This window comes from Cedecea sp. FDAARGOS_727 (genome assembly GCF_012273235.1).
Classification (GTDB): Bacteria; Pseudomonadota; Gammaproteobacteria; order Enterobacterales; family Enterobacteriaceae; genus Cedecea; species Cedecea davisae.
Window position 1 is genome coordinate 4,170,181 of record NZ_CP050966.1, and the last position, 16,517, is coordinate 4,186,697.

General features: G+C 51.2%; 19 protein-coding genes. 11 read left to right on the forward strand and 8 right to left on the reverse strand.

The annotated features are described in order from the left end of the window. Nucleotides 1–208: 208 nt before the first annotated feature. The 4 genes from FOC35_RS19580 (at nt 209) to FOC35_RS19595 (ending at nt 5,528) form a co-directional block, all read left to right on the forward strand. Nucleotides 209–3,634 (forward strand): DEAD/DEAH box helicase, encoded by a 3,426-nt coding sequence (locus FOC35_RS19580; protein ID WP_172569884.1) that lies wholly within the window; start codon nt 209–211, stop codon nt 3,632–3,634. Between the two features lie 7 nt (nt 3,635–3,641). Beyond that, nucleotides 3,642–4,103, forward strand: coding sequence for a hypothetical protein (locus FOC35_RS19585; RefSeq protein ID WP_172569885.1), 462 nt, complete (start codon nt 3,642–3,644; stop codon nt 4,101–4,103). 116 nt (nt 4,104–4,219) lie between these two features. After that, entirely contained in the window at nt 4,220–5,122 is a 903-nt protein-coding gene (locus tag FOC35_RS19590) for an alpha/beta hydrolase (protein ID WP_172569886.1), read from the forward strand. 148 nt (nt 5,123–5,270) lie between these two features. Further along, nucleotides 5,271–5,528: a MafI family immunity protein gene (locus FOC35_RS19595; RefSeq protein ID WP_016536570.1), complete on the forward strand. Its 258-nt coding sequence runs from the start codon at nt 5,271–5,273 to the stop codon at nt 5,526–5,528. 45 nt (nt 5,529–5,573) lie between these two features. Here the strand turns inward: FOC35_RS19595 and FOC35_RS19600 are convergent, their stop codons facing one another. Next, nucleotides 5,574–5,933 (reverse strand): RcnB family protein, encoded by a 360-nt coding sequence (locus tag FOC35_RS19600; RefSeq protein WP_016536569.1) that lies wholly within the window; start codon nt 5,931–5,933, stop codon nt 5,574–5,576. Nucleotides 5,934–6,175: 242 nt separating this feature from the next. On the opposite strand from FOC35_RS19600, the gene FOC35_RS19605 reads away from it, so the two are divergent. Genes FOC35_RS19605 through FOC35_RS19615 form a run of 3 tightly spaced genes read left to right on the forward strand, consistent with a single transcriptional unit; the run spans nt 6,176 to nt 7,893 of the window. Then, nucleotides 6,176–6,853: a CsgG/HfaB family protein gene (locus FOC35_RS19605; protein ID WP_172569887.1), complete on the forward strand. Its 678-nt coding sequence runs from the start codon at nt 6,176–6,178 to the stop codon at nt 6,851–6,853. Between the two features lie 12 nt (nt 6,854–6,865). Next, the gene (locus FOC35_RS19610; protein ID WP_016536566.1) at nt 6,866–7,225 is read left to right on the forward strand and encodes a DUF4810 domain-containing protein; all 360 of its coding nucleotides are present in this window, start codon (nt 6,866–6,868) and stop codon (nt 7,223–7,225) included. After that, complete coding sequence (locus FOC35_RS19615; RefSeq protein WP_172569888.1) at nt 7,222–7,893, forward strand: DUF799 domain-containing protein; 672 nt, start codon at nt 7,222–7,224, stop codon at nt 7,891–7,893. Before FOC35_RS19610 ends, FOC35_RS19615 begins: the two co-directional genes overlap by 4 nt. Nucleotides 7,894–8,024: 131 nt before the next feature. Here the strand turns inward: FOC35_RS19615 and mgtS are convergent, their stop codons facing one another. Further along, nucleotides 8,025–8,120 carry a protein MgtS gene (mgtS, locus tag FOC35_RS19620; RefSeq protein WP_039898262.1) on the reverse strand — a complete coding sequence of 32 codons (96 nt, stop codon included), beginning with the start codon at nt 8,118–8,120 and terminating at the stop codon, nt 8,025–8,027. 121 nt (nt 8,121–8,241) lie between these two features. Then, entirely contained in the window at nt 8,242–9,246 is a 1,005-nt protein-coding gene (gene ftrA, locus FOC35_RS19625; RefSeq protein WP_172569889.1) for a transcriptional regulator FtrA, read from the reverse strand. A gap of 66 nt (nt 9,247–9,312) precedes the next feature. On the opposite strand from ftrA, the gene FOC35_RS19630 reads away from it, so the two are divergent. Next, the gene (locus tag FOC35_RS19630; RefSeq protein WP_172570409.1) at nt 9,313–9,702 is read left to right on the forward strand and encodes a rhodanese-like domain-containing protein; all 390 of its coding nucleotides are present in this window, start codon (nt 9,313–9,315) and stop codon (nt 9,700–9,702) included. Here FOC35_RS19630 and FOC35_RS19635 read toward each other — a convergent pair. Continuing rightward, nucleotides 9,699–10,442 carry a sulfite exporter TauE/SafE family protein gene (locus FOC35_RS19635; protein WP_172569890.1) on the reverse strand — a complete coding sequence of 248 codons (744 nt, stop codon included), beginning with the start codon at nt 10,440–10,442 and terminating at the stop codon, nt 9,699–9,701. The two genes, FOC35_RS19630 and FOC35_RS19635, sit on opposite strands and share 4 nt — an antisense overlap. Next, nucleotides 10,435–10,794: an antibiotic biosynthesis monooxygenase gene (locus FOC35_RS19640; protein WP_016536560.1), complete on the reverse strand. Its 360-nt coding sequence runs from the start codon at nt 10,792–10,794 to the stop codon at nt 10,435–10,437. Before FOC35_RS19640 ends, FOC35_RS19635 begins: the two co-directional genes overlap by 8 nt. Before the next feature lie 75 nt (nt 10,795–10,869). Here FOC35_RS19640 and FOC35_RS19645 point away from each other — a divergent pair, with 75 nt between their 5' ends. Further along, nucleotides 10,870–11,550: a helix-turn-helix transcriptional regulator gene (locus FOC35_RS19645; protein ID WP_172569891.1), complete on the forward strand. Its 681-nt coding sequence runs from the start codon at nt 10,870–10,872 to the stop codon at nt 11,548–11,550. A 50-nt stretch (nt 11,551–11,600) separates the two neighbouring features. Here FOC35_RS19645 and FOC35_RS19650 read toward each other — a convergent pair whose 3' ends face one another. Both FOC35_RS19650 and FOC35_RS19655 read right to left on the reverse strand, forming a co-directional pair. Beyond that, a complete protein-coding gene (locus tag FOC35_RS19650; RefSeq protein WP_172569892.1) occupies nt 11,601–12,518 on the reverse strand; it encodes a bestrophin family protein in 918 nt (305 codons plus the stop codon). 130 nt (nt 12,519–12,648) lie between these two features. Beyond that, a complete protein-coding gene (locus tag FOC35_RS19655) occupies nt 12,649–14,187 on the reverse strand; it encodes a methyl-accepting chemotaxis protein (RefSeq protein ID WP_172569893.1) in 1,539 nt (512 codons plus the stop codon). 194 nt (nt 14,188–14,381) lie between these two features. Between FOC35_RS19655 and FOC35_RS19660 the strand changes: the two genes are divergently transcribed. Further along, nucleotides 14,382–15,719 (forward strand): esterase-like activity of phytase family protein, encoded by a 1,338-nt coding sequence (locus FOC35_RS19660; protein WP_172569894.1) that lies wholly within the window; start codon nt 14,382–14,384, stop codon nt 15,717–15,719. 183 nt (nt 15,720–15,902) lie between these two features. After that, on the forward strand, nt 15,903–16,082 hold the full coding sequence (locus FOC35_RS22700) for a YnfU family zinc-binding protein (RefSeq protein WP_115586240.1): 180 nt from the start codon (nt 15,903–15,905) through the stop codon (nt 16,080–16,082). 89 nt (nt 16,083–16,171) lie between these two features. Here the strand turns inward: FOC35_RS22700 and FOC35_RS19665 are convergent, their stop codons facing one another. Next, complete coding sequence (locus tag FOC35_RS19665) at nt 16,172–16,420, reverse strand: hypothetical protein (protein ID WP_172569895.1); 249 nt, start codon at nt 16,418–16,420, stop codon at nt 16,172–16,174. Nucleotides 16,421–16,517: the final 97 nt, after the last annotated feature.

Genomic DNA, 16,517 nt, shown 5'->3' on the forward strand with positions numbered 1-16,517 from the left:
GACGGCCACTATTTTAAAAAAGCCGGTGGCAGCTGAACATTAATCGAGATCAATACTGGTGCATTTGTATGATGAATGTCGAGTGCTGATAGTTACATCTGTAAACTATTTAAGTGTCGTTTTTTTAACTAATTTGGAGCATGAGTTGACATAAGTCTGGCGGCTGAATATCTTTCTCCGATCGTCTTTTTATACAGCGTTGTTTGTAATGCAACCTTTCTTTGCTGCTTCAAAAAATACACGAATTTCGGTTTGTGCAGGATATTTTAAGGGAGATATTCTGTTCGAGGTGGATGGCTTAACAGATGAATGCGGAGCCGTACCTGATTATGTGGCAAATAGTTTTGCTATTTTAACTCGAGGTGCTCCAACCCGGCCAACTCCTCAGCTTCTCAAGCTCATGAGCTGCCAGTGGGAAGAGCTGGACCAGACTTCGCTGTTATTATCGACGCAAACCCACCCTTATTGGGGAGAGACTATTCTCGGTGGCGACGATGGCTACAACCCTGCCCTGGAATTTTTTGATGAGATAATCCCCAACTACCTGAGAGGGTGGGAATTTGTCTGCGGCCTTATGGTTCCCGAGTACCCGCTTTTCAGCGCACTGGGTGCGTCTTACAAGCTGATGTCCGGAGCCAACTCTGAACGAGTAGACTTCTATTTGCCACAGGCAGAACTGGTTATTGAAATCGATGGAGGGCAGCATGGAGAAACTCACCAGAAACTCAAGGACCGGCAAAGAGACAGCTTTCTGGTACAGCATGGTATTAAAACGCTGCGCCTAAAAACTGAGGATATGCGCCTTAAAAATAATCATTTTTATGATTTTATCGGCCAATTAACTGCACATTTTGAAAAGAGCAAGCAGCTTGCTGGATATAAAAAGATGCTCTCAGACGGAGAGCAGCAACCCTCGGTGCGGTATGAATTAACCGCCATTCTTAGACTACAAATTGCAATAATGCTGGCCATTTCCTGCGGCAAATTAGATTTGCTGTCATCCAGCTGGCGAGTGAATATCAAACAAGACTTCATTTCCGATCCAGAGCGCAAATGGATTGGTCGAGCGTTCGAAGATTTATTTGGTTGGTTTTCACTGTTTTCAAAAATACGCAACCAGGCGTTTACTCTTCCCGACCTTGTTTTTGATGATGATGGGTTGCTTTTTGATATGCGACTTTTCAGCCGCCCGGATGATAATGCGGGAAATACCGCCGGTATAACGATATATACCAGCCCGGTGCAAAGTCACTCATTTTCTATAGGGACGCAATCTCCGGCTAAGCTAATCAGGCTGCGGTGCTCCGGAAAATCTTATCTAAGCGCGAAAAATCCAGATCAAAGGTTTGTTGGTTTATATTCTGGTGAATGCCTGAATGAATTAAATTATCGAATCTTTGGGCATGGCAGTTTTCGCCCCGGGCAGGAAACGCTTATCTTAAATGCGCTATCAGGACAAAAGTCGCTGGGGCTGATGCCGACAGGAGGTGGGAAATCCCTTTGCTTTCAGATCCCTGCGTTATTGAGCCAGGGGGTCACCATTGTAGTGGTCCCGATCAAAGCTCTCGGCCGGGACCACTGTGCAGAACTAGAAAATGCTGGCTTCTCTGGCCGAGTCGTCAATATTGACAGCGACATGCCCGCAGCGTTGAGAGATAAAATTTATCAAGAACGAATCTTAAGCGGCGATATGCGCTTTGTATTTGTTTCTCCAGAGCGTTTTCAAACAGAAGGGTTCCGCCGTATCGTTCTCCGGCTACGCCAGGCCCATTTGCTGAGAATGTTTGTGATTGATGAAGTCCATTGTATGAGTGAGTGGGGGCACGATTTTCGGCCTTCCTATCTCACCCTGCCGGGTACACTCCGCAAAATTGCCGGTGATATTCCCGTTCTCGGGCTTACGGCAACGGCAAGCGTGAATGTGTTGAAGGATATTCAAACCGAATTCCAGATTCCGGATGAGTTCATTGCCTACGAAATGCACCGAAGCCGCACTGAGTTAAATTTCTCTATCTATAAAGGAGATAACTCATCCAGCGAGGTGATTAAAAAGATTGAGAAAATAGCGCCAGTAAATAGTGATGAGCCACCGCCGGCTGTGCATATATTTTCGAGGTACGCCAGTGGAAAAAATGGTGTCGAATTATTATCGCAAAGCCTTGCAAAGAAGCGGGGTGATTTAAAAATAGGGTTCTTTTCCGGCTCTATGCCTAAGAGCTTTAACCCTGAAAATGCGTGGCGGATATTGCAAAATAAACCTCTGACGGCGTCAAATGATTATGAGCAATATAAGCAGGTGGTTCAGTCATGCTGGAAGAAGGGGCTGCTTGATATCATTATCACCACCAAGGCTTTTGGGATGGGCGTCAACAAGTCTAATGTTCGGCATACGCTGCATGTCGGAATGCCTGGCTCAATGGAGGCATTTTACCAGGAGGCTGGCCGCGCCGGGAGAGATCGCCGTCCGTCGCACTGCCATATGTTATTCCGCGCAGAAACCGATGAGGCAGAACAAATCTGGCTCAAGCTGCAAGCAAACCTGACACCTGAAGCGGTGGAAAACGAAATATCCTCAAGAGGCCAGGCTTCCAGAGGTGATTTCCGTTCACAGCTTTGGTTTCTCAGGCAGGGATTAATTTCTCTGGCGGATGAACAGGATCTGGTTACCCGCCTCCATGGGATTATCCGCGATTCAGAGAAAGACAGATTAACAATACATATAAAGAGCGTATGTGGAGATTTGCACAACGGTTTGCGTTTCCAGTTGACGCTTTTCCGCCTCTATCAAATGGGATTAATTGAACCCTGGACCGTCATTGACTGGGGGAGAGGACAAGGTGAGGAGCTTTCGGTGCAGGCGGTAGAGGTTCGACGGTTAAAAACCAGCTTCTCTCAAGCTTGCGGCACGGTTAAAGCTCGTATCCAGTCCATTGACGGTAGAGCGGCCGAGTCAGTGGTGATAGACAAATTGAATGTCCTGGCCAAAGAAACAGAAAACTGGCCAGGGCTTTATTCATTGCTGCTGGATTGGGTGCGCAGGACTCAACTTGGAAGCAGGCTGCAATCTACCTGGAACTTGTACAATGCTTGTTTGAAATACACGCCCGAGCAGGCCGTTGCCTTTCGCGACACGCTCGAATCGTTTTTTAAAGTGGACAATAATGCGTTCCAGCTGGCCTCATTGCGAGACATGACGCTGGCCGAGTCAGCGGAGGCGCTTTGTGCATTAATTACATCAAAAGATAGCGAGGAGCTCCTCGATGCTTCTATCCTGAGAAAATTATCCGCTCAGTTGGCTCGTTTACTTGAGGGCACTCAGGAAAGCCCCGGTCTGAATCTTGCGGCTGCCTGCCTGCAATTATTAAATGAAACGGCATCAGACACTGAAACACGTATGCGTTTTCAACAAGCTGTCCCCGAAGGTGTTCTTCGCTTTTGGGAAGAGGACGGGCATACGCTCCTGACCAAAGTTGCGGGAAGTAACGCCTACGCCCGGGAAGCTATCGCCCATTGGCTGCTCGAGGCTAAGCCAACACGACACCAGCTTTTATCTATACATAAAGACCTCCCGGCGGCGGCCATCAAATCCGCTCTTTTCCGGGAAGTTGCTGACGAATTAGCTCAAATAATCTGAGGAAATAATGTCTTTTGAAGAAGGTTTTGATGCCATTGCCAAAGTGAAAGCATCCAGTGAAAAGCTTGGCGAAGTGATAAGCAAAGTAGAAGAACTTAGAAATTTACTGACGGATGTTCATGATGCACAGGAAAACGCCGGCAGCACATTTGAACAGGCAAACATCGCAATTGCTGCATTAACGGAAAAGAGCGCTGAAATACAAAAGCAGCAGGAAGAGATCGAAAACAGCCTATCCCGGCTACCGGCCATTGTTGATGAAGTTATTGAGCAACGGCTAAGCAGAATTATGGAGCAAATGGAAACCCGCATTAGCGAAAGGCTGCGCGATGAGTTGAAGGAAACACGTACCACTCTACGTGAAGCCCATGAGAGCAGGGCGGCTCAAACTGAGTCGCAGATGGAAAAAATCAAAAGCGACATCATTGCTGAAATGCCGCGCGGTATTCTCGGGAGGCGCGGCGCCTGATAACAGTAGTCAGATAAATTCTGATGAAACGGCTGGTTACCTTATTAACGTTTATCCTGCTAGTTTAGCAACACTGTTTTGGCATATTACAAAGCCTGTGTTGCCAGGAGCTTAATATGGATCGTCGTCATTTTATTACCTGTATTACCGCCAGCCTGTTAGCCGCAAAGGCTGGCGTATCCTTTGCTTCATCAGGCATTAAACGCTCGGTTATTCCGCTGTGGAACGGCTCGCCTCCCGGCGGAGGTGGGCCTTCGGGGAGTATTCAAACCTCCGCACGCGGTGCACAAAGCAATGTTGCGATCCCTGTCCTTACCGTTATTGAACCCGCTTCATCAAACGGCCATGCGGTGCTGGTCGCGGCCGGTGGAGGCTATAAGCGGATTGAAATGGGCTCAGAAGCCTGGCCCGCCGCCGAATGGTTGGCGGAGCGAGGGTATACCGCCTATGTACTCAGCTACCGGCTGCCGGGGGAAGGCTGGGCCGATGGCAATCTTGTGGCGCTCCAGGATGCCCAGCGGGCATTAAGAGTGATTCGCCAGCGCGAAAAACACGTCAGCGTGCTGGGGTTTTCAGCCGGTGGCCATTTGCTTGGCCTGGCCGCTGCACGGCAGGATTATCGTTCGTATCCACGCCAGGACAAGCTGGACGACACGGCGGCGTTTGCAGACCGCGCGGCGCTGATTTATCCGATAATTACCCTGGAAGAGCCCTATAGCCATACCTCAACCCATAAAATTCTGGTGGGCAAAGATGCACCAGCGGCGCAGAATGCTGAATGGTCGGTGCAAAACTATGTTACGCCGCATTCTCCGCCGATCTTCCTGGTTCAGGCGGAGGACGACCCGGTGTCCAATCCTCAGAACACGCTAATCATGGCGGCAGCCTGCGAGCAGCGGCATGTGCCGGTAGAAATGCACCGCTACAGCAGCGGTGGTCACGGGTTCGGAATGGGTAAGCCCGGAACGCCAACCGTAAAATGGCCGCAGCATTATGCCAAATGGCTGGCTGAAAGTTAGAGAACGATCGTTATTTAAAAATACAGCTGATAATTCCCCTCAAGAAATTCCCTCGTAATCCGATATCCCAAAGGATGTATTTCGGCAGGATGCCGATCCTCTTACGCAATGATGGCACGCAAATAACAATTAACTTTACGTGGTCAACATGGATATCAACGAAAAAATTAAAACCTTTGGTGAGGCTCTTAAAAACCGGCTCGATTCGTCGCTTATCGACTTTGCGCTGGAATATATCGACTTTTCTGAAAACGTACTGGCGTTTGAAACGCTATGCGGACATATCGCAAATTATCAGGTGCGCATTAGCCCGGAGGAATACAGACAGGTATTGGATATTGCCGGGCAACTGGAGATCGACAATCAATATTCTGATATCGATCCCCTGCGAAATTTATTGAAATAAACCATAGTCACACTGAGGATATCCGGCCTTAGGGTTGGGTAATCCTTAGTGCTGGTAGAATATATCCCCGGCCATTGCCTGAAGTATTTTCCCTTCGGCATCGGTAATCAACACGTAATTGCCGCCCATATAGGTCCAGTGGCTTCCGGCCTGCGGAGCGGGAAGGTGGCGCAGCTGCCAGCTTTTGATGTTGTAAGGCTCGCTACGGTAGATTTCCGGTGCGATATCGCCAATCTTATACATTTTGAAATCTGAGGAGAATTCTTTAAGTTCGTAGGATTGCGCGGACGTGCCCGGCGCCGTTGCTTTAAGCTGTTTATCCCCCGAGTAGGCAAAGGCCAAAGAGGGCAACGCGCCCGCCAGCCATACAGCTGTCAATACTGCCACTTTCGTCGACTTGCGCATAAATTCTCCAGAGTGAAATCCAGTCCGCTTTTGTTTAATCGTTTAACGAAGACAACGAATTTTCCTGATTTGCTCATTACGCACTGTATTTTTTTGTTAGCAAATCCTCCGTAAGGTGCCGATATCTACCAAATTTAGGAGGGGCGATTGCCGTAAAGAAGAATGTCGCACTGCCGATATCCTCAGGGTTATTCACGATTTGCAGAGGCTTATCGTTCATTTGACAAGGAAATGAAGACGTAATGTATAAAAAAATATCTTTCGGCGCGTTGTGCGTTGCTACGCTGGTGCTCAGCGGCTGTGCACAGGAAAGTTCCCGTACGCTCGAAGTGGCTAAAGTAGCTAGCTACAACACGCCGTGGCAGGGCCCTCGCAGTCCGATCTCCATTGGTAAATTCGACAACCGCTCTGATTACATGAACGGTATTTTTTCGGATGGTGTAGACAGATTAGGTAACCAGTCTAAGACTATTTTACAGACCGATTTGCAGCAAACCGGGCGTTTCAACGTTCTCGACCGCTCAAATATGCAGGAAATTAAAGCAGAAGCCGATATTAATGGCAAAAGCCAGCAGTTGAAGGGCGCCACCTATGTTATTACCGGTGACGTCACGGAATTTGGCCGTAAAGAAACCGGTGATCGCGCACTGTTCGGTATTCTGGGGCGCGGTAAATCGCAAATAGCCTATGCCAAAGTTGCTCTCAATGTCGTTAATGTAAAAACTTCTGAAGTGGTCTTTTCGTCTCAGGGGGCCGGTGAGTACGCGCTTTCCAGCCGCGAAATTATTGGCTTCGGCGGCACCGCCAGCTATGACTCCACGCTAAACGGCAAAGTGCTGGATCTGGCTATTCGTGAAGCGGTGAACAATCTTGTTGCTGGTATCGATTCCGGCGCCTGGAACCCGGCAAAAACAAACTAAACGGAATTTATAATGACTGGTTTATATAAAGTTACACTTGTTACTTTTGCATTATTATTGGCAGGTTGCGCCGCTAAGGCACCCACTCAAATCTATAAATGGGATAATTATCAGGACACGGTATACAAATATTACTCGCAGGATGCGAACCCGCAGGAGCAAATTGCTGCTCTGCAGCAGCTGATTGAAAAAGCGAAAGCCAGCTCAAAACCTGTTCCTCCTGGCGTACATGCTCACCTTGGCATGCTTTATAGCAATACGGGGAAAATGGATCTGGCGATGACTGAATTTAATAGTGAGAAAAGGGCATTCCCTGAATCTGCTACTTATATCGATTTTCTCACCAGCAAAAATAAGAGTGCCCTGAAATGAAATCATTATTAGCTCTATTTGCCATAGCCTCTGCTCTGGTCTTAAGCGGTTGTGCCCAGAATTCTAACGCGCCTAAAACGGACTATTCAGCTTTTAAACAGAGCAAACCACGCAGCATCCTGGTGTTGACGCCGAAAAATTCCTCCCCGGAGATCAATGCCGGGCATAGCTTCCTGAGTGAAGTGACAATGCCACTGGCAGAGTCTGGCTATTACGTTTTCCCGGTCGCGGTGGTTGAAGAAACCTTTAAGCAAAATGGGGTGAGCAATGCGAATGACATTAACGCTATCCCTGTTAAGAAGCTGCACGATATTTTTGGCGCAGATGCGGTTTTATATCTTAACGTGACGGACTATGGGACGTCATACCAGGTTATTAATAGCAGCACTCGAGTAACGGCTGACGCTCGCCTGGTTGATTTACGTTCCGGTAAAGAGCTGTGGAAAAAGAGCGCTACCGCGTCGTCCGACGAAGGTAACAATAACAGCGGCAATAACAGCCTGTTAGGTATCTTAATCACCGCAGCTGTGACGCAGATTGCCAATACGGCTACCGATAAATCGCATGATGTTGCGGGCGTGACCAGCGCGCGTTTGCTGTCAGCGGGTGGGGGCAACGGCCTGCTGTACGGGCCTCGCTCACCTGAATATGGTAAAACAGCGCTGTAATAGTTGACCGATTCATTCACAAACCGTCAGCCTGCTGGCGGTTTTTTATTTCTGGTGCAGTACAAAAGAAAACGCCTCCCGGAAATATTATTTCGCGAGAGGCGTCGTAGGTGGGGGAAGGTCACCGTTCATTAGTCATCCCATTTGTGGCTAAACCAGGCGGCAAGGAAACCGGAAAACAATATTATTCCGAGTACTGCCATAAATACGTTCATGTTCCCTAACATAATTAATCCTCCAGATTACTGCATTTCTATAGAAATACCTCGCGTGATAAAAAAGGGTTTACTCAGATGAGTGGAGCCATCATAGCGTACACAACTTAAACAATGCCTAACCGGTGGTAAATTATTCGTTTTGAGAAGTAAATGTATTTCTATAAGCGCCGGGAGATGTGCCTAAATGTTTCCGGAAATGATGCCGCAGGGTCGCAGCGCAACCAAAACCGGCCAGTTCGGCTATCTGCTCCACCTGCATCTGGCTGTTCTCCAGCAGTTCGCGACTGCGTTTGAGCCGGGTTTGCAGCAGCCAGCGCGCCGGAGTCATACCGGTTGCGGCCTCAAACCTGCGTAAAAAAGTTCGTGAGCTCATACCGACAAAGGCCGCCATGCTCGCCACGGAATGATTATCAGCCAAATGACGCTGGAGATGGTCAAACAGCGGAGCAAAGCGTTCGCCTTCATACTCAACGGGCACCGCCTGCTCAATAAACTGAGCCTGGCCTCCGGCACGGTGGGGCTGAACGACCAGGCGCCGTGCGACGCTATTGGCCGCGGCAGAGCCAAAATCCTGGCGCACCAGATAAAGGCACAAATCTATTCCTGCCGCGCTACCTGCCGAGGTCAGCACATCGCCGTTATCCAGGTAGAGCACGTCCGGCACAACTTCAATTTCCGGGAAGCGAGTCTGCAAAGCTGAGGTGTAGCGCCAGTGGGTGGTTGCCCGTTTGCCGTTGAGCAGCCCGGCAGCCGCCAGGACAAACACGCCGGAGCAAATAGACATGATGCGCGCTCCGCGCCGGTGAGCAGCCTGCAATGCCCGGATAAGCGCTTCCGGCACAGGCTGGTCAACGCCTCTCCAGCCGGGAACGATTATCAGGCTGGCCGTATCGAGCAGCTCGGGCCCTCCGTCCACCGTCAGCCTTATGCCTCCCATTGCCCGGAGTTCGCCGGGTTCAACCCCCGCAACGGCAAAGCGATACCAATTTTCGCCCATTTCCGGGCGCGGCAGGCCAAAGATCTCGACGGCAACGCCGAATTCGAAAGTGCAAAGCCCGTCGTAGGCGATTGCGACGACCAGCGGGTTTTTAGCGGCAGCGATTAATTTTGTCATAATCTTTACGCTAATGGTCATTTATGCCAGCTGTCAAGAGGGGGCCTGTCCGGCACAATCAAAGCTTATTCTAAAAGGAGGACTATGATGAGCTATGTTACCGATTACCCGGCCGCTGCACCTGATATTGCCGCCGCGCATTACCTGCACAAATTGTCTCTGGAAACCGACTGTGCGGATGTGAATGCCGCTATCCAGAGCGGCGAAACAGACTTCGTTATTCTGCATGTGGTTGGAACGGAACAAACTTTTTCCCACCGCCATATTCCCGGCGCAATTCATTTACCCCATCGTTTTATTACCGCGGATCGCATGGCTGAATGGCCGCTGGATACGCTGTTCGTTGTTTATTGTGCCGGACCGCACTGCAACGGAGCCGACCAGGCCGCGCTCAAACTGGCCCGCCTCGGCAGGCCGGTAAAAGTGATGCCGGGCGGTATCACCGGGTGGGAAGATGAAAAACTGGCCTTTGCCTAGAGCAGCGCGCGTAGCACCATATCCGCGCCAAGCAGTATCAGGCAGACCAGAAAGCCGCGCTTAAACGCAACCGGGCTGATGCGCTTGCGAATACGCTGCCCGGCAAACAGCCCGATAAGCGCGGCGAGTACCGCCATTAGCGAAGTGCCCAGGGCAATATCTTGCAGAGCTCCGTGCCACCAAAGCCCGGCGGCCAGCGCGAGAGTGGAGAAGGTGAACGATAGCCCGAGAGCCTGAACCAGCTCATCGCGCTGTAAACCCAGCGACTGGATATAAGGCACGGCGGGGATAACAAACACGCCGGTTCCGCCGGTCAAAAGGCCGGTTAGCAGGCCTATCAGCGGCGAAAGCCAGGGTTCATGGCGTGGGGGAATGTGCAGGGGACTGGCAAATAGCGTCCACAGCGCATAGATAATCAGCGCTGTGCCCAGGGCAATAGTCGTGGCGTGGCTACTCCCGGAGGCTAGCAGGCTGCTGCTGGCCAGCGTGCCGAGCACAATGGTCAACATCATCGGCCACAGGCGCTTCAGCAAAGCAGGCAGATTGCCGCCTTCATAAAGCTGGAACAAATTGGTCAGGAAGGAGGGTAGCAGCAGCATGCCTGCTGCTGCTAGCGGAGAAATAAGCGAACCAAGAATGCCCATTGCAACCGTCGGCAGCCCCATTCCGGTTACGCCCTTGACCGTGCCCGCCAGCACGAAGGTTGCCGCAATTGCCAGCGTTAGCGTCAATTCATTCATGGGGATTTCCTTCGTGGGCGCTGCGGCTGTCCTGAGGGGCCTGCTCCCGGTCAAACATGCCGTAATCACGTACGACGTGAGCCACCCGCAGACGGTAATTTTCAAACACGGAATTGCGCCCCTGGCTTTGTACGCCCCGGTGCATCTCCTGATTGCGCCACTGCAACACGGCGGCTTCATCACGCCAGAACGAGAGCGAAAGAATTTTCTGCGGTTCGCTAAGGCTCTGAAAACGTTCGATTGAAATAAACCCGTCTATTTCCGCCAGCAGCGGTTTAAGCTCTGCCGCCAGGTCAAGATAGCGGTTATAGTTATTCTTTGCTGGCAGAACTTCAAAAATCACGGCGATCATCAGGTTGCTCCTTGTTGTTGTGTCGCATTAACCCTAAATCATCGCCGGACCGGACGCTTCGCTGAGCATCGAAATATGGAAACCAATTTTCTCGAAACCCGCCTCGCCGCCGTCGCCTCCGCGATTGCCGATAAAACCCGTGCCAGCATGCTGTGCGCGCTGATGGACGGCCGCGCCTGGACGGCTACCGAGCTGAGCGTGATGGCAAATGTGGCGCCTTCTACCGCTAGCAGCCATCTGGCAAAGCTGATGGAACAGTCGCTAATTGCCTGCGTGCAGCAGGGGCGGCACCGCTACTACCGGCTTTACAGCAGCCAAATAGCCGGGGCGCTTGAGGGCCTGATGGGGCTTGCGGGAATGGATAGAGCATATTTGCGCAGCAAAACCCCCGACAATTTACGCTACGCCCGAACCTGCTACGACCACATGGCCGGAGAAGTTGCGGTAGCCATTCACGACTCGCTGTTTCAGCTTAACTGGCTGGAGGGTGAGGGCTACGAGTTAACGAATCATGGGCGTGAGCAACTGCTTGGGCTTGGGGTAAATATAGATATCGGCTCGTCGCGGCGGCGCCAGGCCTGCGGCTGCCTCGACTGGAGCGAGAGGCGCGAGCATCTTGGCGGCCAGTTGGGAAAAGCGCTTCTGCACACCTGCGAGCAAAAAGGGTGGGTAAATCGCAATTTAGTCAGCCGCGAACTGCATATTTCCGACACCGGCAAGCGCAGGCTTGGGAAATTGTTTGGCGTGGTGTTTTAGCGTTTTCCTCTCCCACTCCGGGAGAGGATATTTCAGGCCCGCGCAGCTGATTAGTTCAGCCGATAATGCCGGTTAGGCTTCAGGGCTTCCGGTTTCTCCGCCTCGTCATTCATATCCCGCAAATCACGCTCGATGGCTACGCAAATGGCATCCAGCGGCAGATCGTTATCCTCGGTGCCAAACGGATCCTCCAGCTCTTCCGCCAGCGAGTCCAGCGAGATAAAGGTGTAGGAAACAAAGACCGAGACAAACGGCGTCATGTAATGCAGGTCGGTCACCAGGGCAAACGGCAGCATAATGCAGAAAATATAGACCGTGCGGTGCTGGATAAGGCTATAGGCAAACGGCATAGGAGTGGAGATAATGCGCTCGCAGCCGCCAGAAACCGCAGACAGCTCGTTGAGATGATTATCAAGGCTGCGCCACAGCACGTCCGAGATAACACCGCGCTTACGCCAGTCGTTCAGCCAACTGCCCATCAACATTAAAATACGGTTGCAGGGCGCGTGGCTCTCGCTCACCCAGGCTAAATCCTGCGGTGTAAGAAAGCGGCTCAACGTTTCGTGCTGCGGCTTTTTACGCAGCGTCATGCGCAGGCTGTTGCAAAAGGCAACCTGCAAATTGACGAACTGCTGTACCGCCTCTGGTTGCTCACCGGACAGCGTTTTCACCTCGCGCAGCAGCGAGCGGGAGGTGATTGCCAGCTGGCCCCAAAGCAGTCTCGCTTCGTTAAAACGGGCGTAGCAGGCGCTATTGCGAAAGCCCAGGAAGATAGCAATGGCAACGCCGAGAATGCTGAATGGCGCAATGGTCAGCTTGATGCCAAGCGTTTCATACCACGGCAGAAAGAAAATCACGCTGATTGAAAGCGCGAGGTTCAGCAGCAGGCGGGAGTAGATTTTTTCCAGTACCGAGCCATGCCAGACGAACAGCCGGGCCAGCCAATGTTGATGTGGACGAACGATCATGATGAGTAACAGAATAGTAACAAGAGCCTGTATTTAACGGCAGACCGTGACCCAGATCAACATTTATCACTACAGAACATTAACAAAGCGCCACCGCGCCGAGAAACGAGGCGGCACGTTGTTAGCCACATTAGGCCAGTTTAAATACCGATACTGATTCATTGAGCATCTGCGACTGCTCTTTTAACGACATCGCGGCGGCGGAAGCCTGCTCTACAAGAGCGGCGTTCTGCTGGGTTACCACGTCCATTTGCAGCACGGCCTGGTTAATTTGTTCGATGCCCCGGCTCTGCTCGCCGGTGGACACAGCAATTTCTGCCATCAGAGTCGTGACCTGATTAATAGAAGAGGAGATGCGTTGCATACTCTGGCCGGCGCGGTTCACCAGCTCGCTGCCGTTGGTCACCTGCTGCCCGGAAAGCTCAATCAAATCTTTTATCTCTTTCGCGGCGACGGAGGAACGTTGTGCCAGGTTACGCACCTCGGACGCAACTACCGCGAAGCCACGGCCTTGCTCTCCTGCGCGGGCGGCTTCAACCGCTGCGTTAAGAGCCAGAATATTCGTCTGGAAGGCAATATCCTCGATAATTGAAATAATGCTGTCGATTTTGCCGGAGCTGGTTTCGATATTACGCATAGAATCAATAACCTGATTGACAATCTGCTGCCCGTCGTTGGCGGCGGCCAGCATGCCGTTAGCCAGCGTATTCGCCTGGTGCGAGCTTTCTGAGGTGCGTTTTACCGTCACCGTAAGCTGTTCCATACTGGCGGCAGTTTCGCCAAGTGAGGCGGCTTGCTCTTCGGTTCTGGCGGATAAGTCGGTATTGCCCGCGGCTATCTCTTCGGAGGCGTGAGCCACGGTATGGCTGGACTCGCGCACCTGGCCGATGATTTCGGTGAGGGAAAGACGCATCTGCTCGAGGCTATGCATCATTTCACCAATTTCATCTTTAGACTTGATCTCAATCGAGCGATGCAGCAGGCCGTTAGCAATTTCAGTGCAGTGGGCTTTGGCGGTATCCAGTTCTTTAAGCACGCGGACTTTAAGCAGAATAAAGATAGCGGCCAGAATAGCGATAAACAGTGCTGCAAACAGGGCGAGGGTGACCAGGCTTGAGTGGAACCCGCTTTGCGCGTTCTCATTTAGCTGGCGGGCATGCTGTTCCCGGAAGGCAAGCAATTTATCCAGCGTTATCTCAAATTGGCGATCGAGCATTGGAATTGTCGCCGTTACCAGTTCGGTAGATCGCGTTTTATCATTGGCTTTTGCCGCATCCAGCAGGGGGTGCAGGCCCCGGTCACGATAGGCGAGATAAGCTGCTTTGTAGTCATCGGCAAGCATCTGCTCTCCGGGCTGTTTAGCGGCGTTGATATAGCCCTGGAAGCTGGCATCAGCTTTGCCCAACGCTTCGCTTGCGCCTTCAAGGCTCTTTGTTGCCTGTGCCGCGTTACCCAGATCCATCTCCTGGACTGCCTGCATCGCGCGTACGCGCATGGTGCGGCTATGGTTGATCGGGTCGATAACCGATAACACAACGCGAATTTCGCTATTTACGTCATTTAGGGCGTGGTTGCTGCGGGTGAGAGACCAGATATTGGTGGCGGTGCTGGCGAGAAAAATAAGCAGTAACGTACTGAAAACTAAAATCGAAAAACGCCTGACTGACATAATTAATCCTTACATCGATAAAATATTCTTTCCCTGCCAGCGGCGAACGCTCTTCGTCATTGCTGGCTGTAGGGTTATCGGCAGAGGGAGCCGGATATTTACCGTCGCGCGAGTTAAGCGCACAAAGTGTAATCTTACTGTCATCTGTCTATTTTATAACTCCGGTACTTCAACCACTGATGTGTATAAAAACCATGAAATTAAAAACACTTGCCTTGCTTTGCAGTACCGTTTTACCTCTGGCCGGTCACGCTGCTGATGCGCAGACTGACCGTTACGTTGTCACGTTCCCGCAAGGTGATAGCGTGGAATACAAAGGCGAATACGCCGCTAACTTCCCGCATGGGTTGCCGGTGGGCGTGGGTTCAGGCCTGACATTTATCGGCAAGCAGGGCGATGATCTGGTGTTCGCTACGGTAACCGATCGCGGGCCAAATGCTGACTCGCCGAAGGCGGGTAAAAAAGAGTCAAAGATTTTTGCTAATCCCAAATTTACCCCGCTGCTGATGACCATTCGTGTCGGGAATGGCAAAGCCGAAGCCGTGGATGCCAAACCACTGCATGATGACCAGGGGCCAATTAGCGGCCTGCCGCTGCCGGAAGGTCTTATCGGTGCGACCAATGAAATCGCGCTCAGCGACACGTTGAAACAGCTCAGCAGCGACAAGCGCGGGCTGGATACCGAAGGCATCACGCCGGACGGTAAAGGCGGATATTGGATCTGCGATGAATATGGCCCGTTTGTGCTAAATATCGACGCTAACGGCAAAATTCTGAAGAAATACGGCCCGCAGGCGGAGCATGGTGAGCAAGGCGTGGCCGGCGGGCTGCCAAACATCGTCAAATGGCGCCAGCCGAACCGCGGTTTTGAAGGCATTACCCGTATGCCGGATGGACGTATTATCGCAGCGGTGCAAAGCACGCTCGACATCGACGGTAAAACCAAAAACAGCGCACAGTTTACTCGCCTGGTCAGCCTTGATCCGGCGACCGGCAAAACTGAAATGTACGGCTACCCGATAGACGTTGATGTCTACAAAAAGGCCAAAGATGCCAAAATCGGTGACATTGTGGCGCTGGACAATCATCGCCTGCTGCTGATTGAGCAGGGTGGCGACAAGAATAAACAGATGCGTAACCTGGTCTATGTTGTTGACCTGAAAGACGCTTCTGACCTGTCGAGCTTCGATAAAGAAAAAGCGCCTGAATTTGATGACGCGGAGCAGTTGAAAGCGCGCGGTATCAAACTGGCGAGCAAGAAAGAAGTTGCCGACCTGCGCAAGCTTGGCTGGCAGCAGGAGAAAGCCGAAGGAATGGCGCTGATTGATAAGCAGACCATCGCGGTTATCAACGATAACGATTTTGGCCTGCAGGCGGTGCTGGATAAAGCCGATGACTATCAGGTTGACGGCAAGGGTCACCTGCTGAAAGACGGAAAAGAAGTGGATGCTAAAATCGAGCTGAAGCCGCTGGAGAAGCCAGAATCACAGAATGAGCTGTGGGTGATTAAGTTGGCGGAGCCGCTGAAATAATTATTTGGAGCGTTCCCTCTCTTTCCTTAAGAGCGGGAGCGCTAATGCTTCGTTTTGGGTCATCGGGCAAAAAATTTCACTGATGTGGCTGACACCACGCAAAAGTAGAAAATAAAAACTAAATAAAGGGCTATTGTCGGGTAACGGGCGTAAGGTTGCAGACCCCTTCACGAGATATGCCTGATGTCATATATCAGCTTTATTAAAGCGTTTTTCTCTCCCTCGGTGAGTCTGGCCTGTCCATGGTGCGGGCACCGGTCACGGCAAAGTTCGGCGAAGGTAAAGAAAGGCAGAATTCTGGTCTGCACGCACTGCGGCACGCTATTTCTTCCCTCTGAATGCCGCCAGCAAGACAAGAGGTAACGTTTTTCACGTTATCGGCCAATAAAACATCCCCCGGGCAACATAAAACTGATATGAACCCAGGGGAAGGTTGTTGAAAAACCTGGGGTTTATCCTCTCATCGCGTTAAGGAAGTTTATGTTTTCTAAGTATCTGCTATAGGTGGCTACTTTGTTTTTTAAATGAATCGTTTCCTTGCTGCTTAGATTAGCGTTAGCTAATTTAAATTGAGCATTTTCGTTTTTTATCGAGATGACAAAGGTGGCGAAGCGGCTGAATCGCAGGTTACCTAAAACTAACCGGTATGCTGCTTTCCCACTATTGCAAAACAAGGCTCGCGTTAAATTTACTATTTGCATAGTCGTATCCTTTCGTTTTTAGTCGATTCAATAAGTACATCAGCTATTTAAAATAACGGCTTGCCGTCGGCGATAAATAGCATAAGGTTATCTCGGG

Excerpts from the sequence above, each read along its gene's own strand:
- FOC35_RS19580 (WP_172569884.1), top strand. The coding sequence starts at position 209 with ATGCAACCTTTCTTTGCTGCTTCAAAAAATACACGAATTTCGGTTTGT.
- FOC35_RS19585 (WP_172569885.1), top strand. The coding sequence starts at position 3,642 with ATGTCTTTTGAAGAAGGTTTTGATGCCATTGCCAAAGTGAAAGCATCC.
- FOC35_RS19590 (WP_172569886.1), top strand. The coding sequence starts at position 4,220 with ATGGATCGTCGTCATTTTATTACCTGTATTACCGCCAGCCTGTTAGCC.
- FOC35_RS19595 (WP_016536570.1), top strand. The coding sequence starts at position 5,271 with ATGGATATCAACGAAAAAATTAAAACCTTTGGTGAGGCTCTTAAAAAC.
- FOC35_RS19600 (WP_016536569.1), bottom strand. The coding sequence starts at position 5,933 with ATGCGCAAGTCGACGAAAGTGGCAGTATTGACAGCTGTATGGCTGGCG.
- FOC35_RS19605 (WP_172569887.1), top strand. The coding sequence starts at position 6,176 with ATGTATAAAAAAATATCTTTCGGCGCGTTGTGCGTTGCTACGCTGGTG.
- FOC35_RS19610 (WP_016536566.1), top strand. The coding sequence starts at position 6,866 with ATGACTGGTTTATATAAAGTTACACTTGTTACTTTTGCATTATTATTG.
- FOC35_RS19615 (WP_172569888.1), top strand. The coding sequence starts at position 7,222 with ATGAAATCATTATTAGCTCTATTTGCCATAGCCTCTGCTCTGGTCTTA.
- mgtS (WP_039898262.1), bottom strand. The coding sequence starts at position 8,120 with ATGTTAGGGAACATGAACGTATTTATGGCAGTACTCGGAATAATATTG.
- ftrA (WP_172569889.1), bottom strand. The coding sequence starts at position 9,246 with ATGACCATTAGCGTAAAGATTATGACAAAATTAATCGCTGCCGCTAAA.
- FOC35_RS19630 (WP_172570409.1), top strand. The coding sequence starts at position 9,313 with ATGAGCTATGTTACCGATTACCCGGCCGCTGCACCTGATATTGCCGCC.
- FOC35_RS19635 (WP_172569890.1), bottom strand. The coding sequence starts at position 10,442 with ATGAATGAATTGACGCTAACGCTGGCAATTGCGGCAACCTTCGTGCTG.
- FOC35_RS19640 (WP_016536560.1), bottom strand. The coding sequence starts at position 10,794 with ATGATCGCCGTGATTTTTGAAGTTCTGCCAGCAAAGAATAACTATAAC.
- FOC35_RS19645 (WP_172569891.1), top strand. The coding sequence starts at position 10,870 with ATGGAAACCAATTTTCTCGAAACCCGCCTCGCCGCCGTCGCCTCCGCG.
- FOC35_RS19650 (WP_172569892.1), bottom strand. The coding sequence starts at position 12,518 with ATGATCGTTCGTCCACATCAACATTGGCTGGCCCGGCTGTTCGTCTGG.
- FOC35_RS19655 (WP_172569893.1), bottom strand. The coding sequence starts at position 14,187 with ATGTCAGTCAGGCGTTTTTCGATTTTAGTTTTCAGTACGTTACTGCTT.
- FOC35_RS19660 (WP_172569894.1), top strand. The coding sequence starts at position 14,382 with ATGAAATTAAAAACACTTGCCTTGCTTTGCAGTACCGTTTTACCTCTG.
- FOC35_RS22700 (WP_115586240.1), top strand. The coding sequence starts at position 15,903 with ATGTCATATATCAGCTTTATTAAAGCGTTTTTCTCTCCCTCGGTGAGT.
- FOC35_RS19665 (WP_172569895.1), bottom strand. The coding sequence starts at position 16,420 with ATGCAAATAGTAAATTTAACGCGAGCCTTGTTTTGCAATAGTGGGAAA.